Below are 6180 nucleotides of genomic sequence, written 5' to 3' on the forward strand. Positions count from 1 at the left end.
TATCTCTGCAATGAGATCGTATTTCATCATGATAAAATGTGACCTGACTCCTAAATTTTTAGCGACAGACGGTGAGTATCCCCCCTGCCAATAAGCTCTTTTTTGTGCGGCGCCTCAAGGAAAATTTAAGTTGAGATAATTAAAACGTGTGCTTAATAAAGCGTAATTTTGAATTCCTTACATTCCTGGCTATTGCACAACTGAATTTATCGCTCTATTATTAGCTCAACAAACCACCCCAATATAAGTTTGAGATTACTACAATGAGCGAAGCACTTAAAATTCTGAACAACATCCGTACTCTTCGTGCGCAGGCAAGAGAATGTACTCTGGAAACGCTTGAAGAAATGCTGGAAAAATTAGAAGTTGTCGTTAATGAGCGTCGTGAAGAAGAAAGCGCTGCTGCTGCTGAAGTGGAAGAACGCACTCGTAAACTGCAACAGTATCGTGAAATGTTAATTGCCGACGGCATTGACCCGAATGAACTGCTGAATAGCATGGCTGCCGCTAAATCCGGTACCAAAGCTAAACGTGCAGCTCGTCCGGCTAAATATAGCTATGTTGACGAAAACGGTGAAACTAAAACCTGGACTGGCCAGGGTCGTACACCGGCTGTAATCAAAAAAGCAATGGAAGAACAAGGTAAGCAACTGGAAGATTTCCTGATCAAGGAATAATTTACTTCCTGGATGCTTAAAATCCCGCCGCTGGCGGGATTTTTTTTGCCTGAGTTCTCCGCTGACGACCCCAGGCATAAAAAAAGCGCCGGATTTACCAGCGCTTCTGTTAAAAAATTTATAACGTATCGTTACTTCTTAATACCCATTTCTTCTTCAAGCCAGGCTTTAAATTCAGCACCCAGCGAATTATGACGGATGCCATATTCAACGAATGCCTGCATATATCCTAACTTATTACCACAGTCATGGCTTTTACCCTTCATGTGGTAGGCTTCAACCGTTTCTTTTTCGATCAGCATATCGATAGCATCGGTCAACTGAATTTCATCCCCGGCGCCCGGAGGGGTTTTCGCCAGCAACGCCCAGATATCCGCGCTCAACACATAACGCCCGACAATCGCAAGGTTAGACGGCGCGACATCCGCTTTTGGTTTTTCAACCACGCCAACCATCGGCACACTTTCGCCCGGCGCCAGCTCAACGCCTTTGCAATCGACCACGCCGTATGCAGTCACATCTTCTACTGGCTCAACCATAATCTGGCTATTGCCGGTTTCGTCGAAACGGCGGATCATTTCAGCCAGGTTATCCTGAGACAGGTCGGACTCATATTCGTCAAGAATAACGTCTGGCAGAATAACAGCGACAGGTTCGTTTCCGACAACGGGATGCGCGCACAATACGGCATGGCCCAGGCCTTTTGCCAGCCCTTGACGTACCTGCATAATAGTGACATGCGGAGGGCAAATAGACTGAACCTCCTCCAGAAGCTGACGCTTAACGCGTTTTTCCAGCATCGCTTCCAACTCAAAACTGGTATCAAAGTGGTTTTCAATAGAGTTTTTAGACGAGTGCGTAACAAGCACGATTTCAGTAATGCCAGCAGCGATACATTCGTTCACGACGTACTGAATTAATGGCTTATCAACCAGCGGCAGCATCTCTTTCGGGATAGCTTTGGTCGCTGGCAGCATCCTGGTTCCCAATCCCGCGACCGGGATAACGGCTTTTTTGACTTTCGAATTAAGGGCAGCCATTTAAAATTCTCCTGGACTGTTCATGTATTGAACGTGTTCATTAATCTGTATCGTGTTCCAGTATATCAGTACCAGAACAAGCCTCAGGTCCAAAAAGGACTTATATTGGTATAATTAAGACAAATACTTATAAATCTGCCGCAGATAGTAACACTCGTCGGGAAAGGCCGGTAAAGCAATTTCCGCTCACTCTTCCGTTTGGTCATTCCGCAGACAACATCAATCGCAGACGCCCTCCTGCGCCCCATATTTGACACTGCCACGAGTCGCAACGCTGGCTTAATTGGTTAAGGTAGGCGTTACCCAATGTTCCTAGCGGCACGCCGCTGCTAATTTGAACCTGATGAGCGCCCGTATTTAAGGTGGCGTTCAATCCGGCGGAGACGAGAATCAAATTTTTGAGTTCACTGTGATAGTAGCCGACAAATAGCGGGAATTGCCCAGGTAAATTGGCTTGTCTGAGCAGATGATTTACCTGTTTTAATAGCGCACCTAACTCCGGTAAACGGTGCTTTTGTTGGCCGAGCTGATCCTGCAATAAGCCGTTAAATAGCGCCCGCAGCAACAATGCGGCTAACACGCCGTTATCGCCCGCCCGGGTGACATCCAGGCAATAAAATGCCAGTTCGTTATCAGATAGCGGCGCAATATCCAGCACCAGTCCAGGCTGATCGGCGGAGACGAGCTGCCGGTAATTAATGCGGCAATGAGAAATCACCTGCTGTACCGGGGGCTGCAATTCCTGCAACAATTGCGCTGCGGCGGTCGGATTACTCACCATTGCATCCCAGTCACGAAACAGGCGTTCTTCTTCTTCAACCCGCGAGTTAAACATATTAGGGTATAAGCAAGCGAATACGGTTTCCCGCAAGCGGTTGAGATCTTTTACCGGCTTCAGCAAGACATCTTCAACCCCAAGGCGTAACGCTTTGGCGATATCCGCCATATTTTCTGTTGCGGAAATAACCAGAATAGGCGTCTGGTCTCCGCGATTACGTAAGTTTTCTACCAGTTTGAGACCGTTCATTCTCGGCATCGCGATATCACATATCATGAGATCAGGGGTAAAACGCCCCATCAACTCCAGGGCATCCACCCCGTCGCCTGCCAATGCCGTTGTCGCTCCCAAAGAGGAAAACCACGAATCCAGAAGCGAGCGAAATACAGGCTCGTCTTCAACAATAAGAATCTGTTTTCCGACCAATGGCTGCGTCATGTTCTCTCCCCTGACTGGCTTTAATCAATAGTGGCATGGTATTGCCGCTTGCGCCTGTCAGAATTTGCTTAAGTGATCGTAAAAGGTACATTAAACGTCGGTACGCACCAAGGGTATAAGTTCGTCCATCTTTTTCTCTACGGCTAACTGACCCGCCGCAATAGCGGCATGGGCGCGATGAAAATCCAGCGTAGAGATTTGCGGACAGAATGGTTGAATGAGAATATCAGGCGGATCGCCAGCCATACGGTTACGTTTAAGACGATTTTCCAACACCTGAATGGAGGTTGTCATGATTTCCATTGCCCCAGGCGAACTCACGCCACGGCGTGAAGTCAGGCTACTGAAACGTTCTTTTAAACGCTTATGCCAGGGCAGCGCATCATCGCTCTCTTCATTGATATTCCCGACATTTACAGAGAGTAAATCTTGCTGCATGAGGTGGGCATCATGTTGCAGGTCTACCGCAATAACGATATCAGCCCCCAGCGCCCTGGTTAACGAAACAGGTACCGGATTAACGACTGCGCCATCTACCAGCCAGTAACCGTTATGTTCAACCGGAGACATCAGCCCTGGCATACTGCACGACGCGCGTACAGCAAGGTGTAGATCGCCTTCAGTAAACCATAGCTCTCGTCCCGTGCTAAGATTCGTCGCGACCGCGCCAAAACGTCTTGAACAGTGGTCAAAATCCGTGACGGGCATAATATCCCGATAGTGATTAAATACGCGTTCGCCGCGAAGCAATCCTCCTCTGCCCCAGGATACATCCATCAGGCGTAAAACATCCCAGTAGCGGAATGAACATACCCACTGTTCAAGCGCCGATAATTTATTACAGGCATACGCGGCGCCGACCAGCGAACCTATTGAGCATCCTGCAACGATATCAATATCAATGCCTGTTTGCTTGAGGGCTTTGATGACCCCAATATGAGACCATCCTCTCGCTGCGCCAGATCCCAGCGCCAGCCCTATTTTCATTTTTCTCATCGTACTTAACGACTTCCCCTGGCTTCAAGACGTAGCAACATCGCCACTGCTCAGTTAACATAATGCCACCCTGGCGTTCAACGCCGTTTTTTATATTCAGGGAGATTATTGTGTCTCAGCCTTGTCCCTGTGGTAGCGCTGACGAGTATAGCCTATGTTGTGGTCGTATTGTGTCCGGAGAACGAGTAGCACCCGATCCGTCACATCTCATGCGCTCTCGTTACTGCGCTTTTGTGATGAAAGACGCAGATTACTTAATTAAGAGCTGGCATCCAACCTGCAATGCGGCCGCGTTTCGTGATGATATCATCGCTGGATTTGCCAATACCAGGTGGCTCGGCCTGACTATTTTTGAACATACCTGGTCAGAAGCAGAAAATACAGGGTATGTTAGTTTTATCGCGCGTTTTTCCGAACAAGGGAAAACCGGGGCGATTATCGAACGTTCTCGTTTTATCAAAGAAAACGGTCAGTGGTATTATATTGACGGTACCCGCCCGCAGTTGGGTCGAAATGATCCCTGCCCGTGCGGTTCAGGCAAAAAATTTAAAAAGTGCTGCGGCCAGTGACGCCTGACAGTATCGATACAGCAAACACTCTCAACAGGATTTTTCCGGCAATGCAATCACTACAACGTAAAGTTCTGCGTACTATTTGTCCCGATCAAAAAGGCCTTATCGCGCGGATTACCAACATTTGCTATAAGCACGAGCTTAATATTGTGCAAAACAATGAATTTGTGGACCATCGCACCGGACGCTTTTTTATGCGGACCGAGCTGGAAGGCATCTTCAATGATTCCACTCTTCTGGCCGATCTGGACAGCGCCTTACCGGAAGGCTCTGTTCGTGAACTCAATCCCGCCGGACGCCGTCGGGTAGTGATTCTGGTTACCAAAGAGGCGCATTGTCTGGGCGACTTGCTGATGAAAGCCAACTATGGCGGGCTGGATGTTGAAATCGCCGCGGTCATTGGCAACCATGAAACGTTACGCTCGCTGGTTGAACGTTTTGAGATCCCTTTCGAACTGGTCAGCCATGAGGGATTAACGCGTGAAGAGCATGACACGAAGATGGCGGACGCCATTGATGCCCATCAACCGGACTATGTGGTGCTGGCCAAGTATATGCGTGTTTTAACGCCAGGTTTTGTGGCGCGCTTCCCGAACAAAATTATCAATATCCACCACTCATTCCTGCCGGCGTTTATCGGCGCGCGTCCTTATCATCAGGCCTATGAGCGCGGCGTGAAAATCATCGGCGCTACCGCGCACTATGTGAATGATAATCTGGATGAAGGCCCAATCATTATGCAGGACGTGATTCATGTCGATCACACCTACACCGCAGAAGATATGATGCGTGCCGGGCGCGACGTTGAGAAAAACGTATTAAGCCGCGCGCTGTATCAGGTTCTGGCGCAGCGGGTCTTTGTTTACGGCAATCGGACGATTATTCTTTAATCGTCAGTAATATGAATTGATTAGCTTTAATCCGTTACGGATGAAAAGTACGCAAACAGTTCATTTCAGGCAAAGGAATGCTTTACAGCGGCGTGTCATTTGATATGATGCGCCCCGCTTCCCGAAAGGAAGCGGGCCAGTATTAAGCATTACCCCGTGGAGGGGTTCCCGAGCGATCATAAGGGAGCTGACTGCAAATCTGCCGTCATCGACTTCAAGGTTCGACTCGAGCAATAGTGAGAGAACGTTGCCGCAGGCAACGGCCCGAAGGGTGAGGAGCTTTAGCTCCGAATAATCCTTCCCGCTATAGAATGCAAGCAGCATAATGAATTTATCCCGTGGTGGGGTTCCCGAGCGGCCAAAGGGAGCAGACTGTAAATCTGCCGTCATCGACTTCGAAGGTTCGAATCCTTCCCCCACCACCATTATTCACTACAGCGATGTAGTTAACTCGATGAGCAATGCAGAAGTCTGCACTTGTCGGGGAAGGGTGAGAACCTTCGATTAAGGTTCGACTCGAGCGAAAGCGAGAGAACGTTGCCAACGGCAACGGCCCGTAGGGTGAGGAGCGAAGCGACGAATAATCCTTCCCCCACCACCATCTTCAAGCTTTACCTACAATTTGAATTACCCCTGGTGGGGTTCCCGAGCGGCCAAAGGGAGCAGACTGTAAATCTGCCGTCATCGACTTCGAAGGTTCGAATCCTTCCCCCACCACCATCATGATCTTCAGAAAGCATCTAACCTTCATTCGACATCGGTTTGTCATAATTCTACCCATGTGGGGAA

Annotated in this window: 6 protein-coding genes, 2 tRNA genes and 2 other RNA genes; 7 read left to right on the plus strand and 3 right to left on the minus strand. The window is 48.8% G+C overall.

The window, feature by feature from the left end; translation table 11 throughout:
• Positions 1-263 precede the first annotated feature (263 nt).
• Complete coding sequence (hns, locus tag ACLJR2_RS08150; protein ID WP_001287383.1) at positions 264-677, plus strand: histone-like nucleoid-structuring protein H-NS; 414 nt, start codon at positions 264-266, stop codon at positions 675-677.
• 131 nt (positions 678-808) lie between these two features.
• Here hns and galU read toward each other — a convergent pair whose 3' ends face one another.
• From galU to rssA, 3 genes are all read right to left on the minus strand, one after another.
• Positions 809-1717: a UTP--glucose-1-phosphate uridylyltransferase GalU gene (galU, locus tag ACLJR2_RS08155; protein WP_000729450.1), complete on the minus strand. Its 909-nt coding sequence runs from the start codon at positions 1715-1717 to the stop codon at positions 809-811.
• A 202-nt stretch (positions 1718-1919) separates the two neighbouring features.
• Entirely contained in the window at positions 1920-2933 is a 1014-nt protein-coding gene (gene rssB / locus ACLJR2_RS08160; protein WP_000193432.1) for a two-component system response regulator RssB, read from the minus strand.
• Positions 2934-3023: 90 nt separating this feature from the next.
• Positions 3024-3929 (minus strand): patatin-like phospholipase RssA, encoded by a 906-nt coding sequence (gene rssA / locus ACLJR2_RS08165; protein WP_001230575.1) that lies wholly within the window; start codon positions 3927-3929, stop codon positions 3024-3026.
• A gap of 110 nt (positions 3930-4039) precedes the next feature.
• On the opposite strand from rssA, the gene ACLJR2_RS08170 reads away from it, so the two are divergent.
• The 6 genes from ACLJR2_RS08170 (at position 4040) to ACLJR2_RS08195 (ending at position 6111) form a co-directional block, all read left to right on the plus strand.
• Entirely contained in the window at positions 4040-4498 is a 459-nt protein-coding gene (locus ACLJR2_RS08170; RefSeq protein WP_001540172.1) for a YchJ family protein, read from the plus strand.
• Between the two features lie 50 nt (positions 4499-4548).
• On the plus strand, positions 4549-5391 hold the full coding sequence (purU, locus tag ACLJR2_RS08175; RefSeq protein WP_001191156.1) for a formyltetrahydrofolate deformylase: 843 nt from the start codon (positions 4549-4551) through the stop codon (positions 5389-5391).
• 170 nt (positions 5392-5561) lie between these two features.
• Positions 5562-5703: non-coding RNA, RtT sRNA (locus ACLJR2_RS08180), on the plus strand.
• 28 nt (positions 5704-5731) lie between these two features.
• A tRNA-Tyr gene (locus ACLJR2_RS08185) sits at positions 5732-5816 on the plus strand.
• A 44-nt stretch (positions 5817-5860) separates the two neighbouring features.
• Positions 5861-5992, plus strand: a non-coding RNA gene (locus tag ACLJR2_RS08190) — RtT sRNA.
• Between the two features lie 34 nt (positions 5993-6026).
• Positions 6027-6111 (plus strand) — tRNA-Tyr (locus ACLJR2_RS08195).
• Positions 6112-6180: the final 69 nt, after the last annotated feature.

It is taken from the genome of Salmonella sp. SAL03688, from assembly GCF_046551895.1.
GTDB classification, from domain to species: domain Bacteria; phylum Pseudomonadota; class Gammaproteobacteria; order Enterobacterales; family Enterobacteriaceae; genus Salmonella; species Salmonella enterica.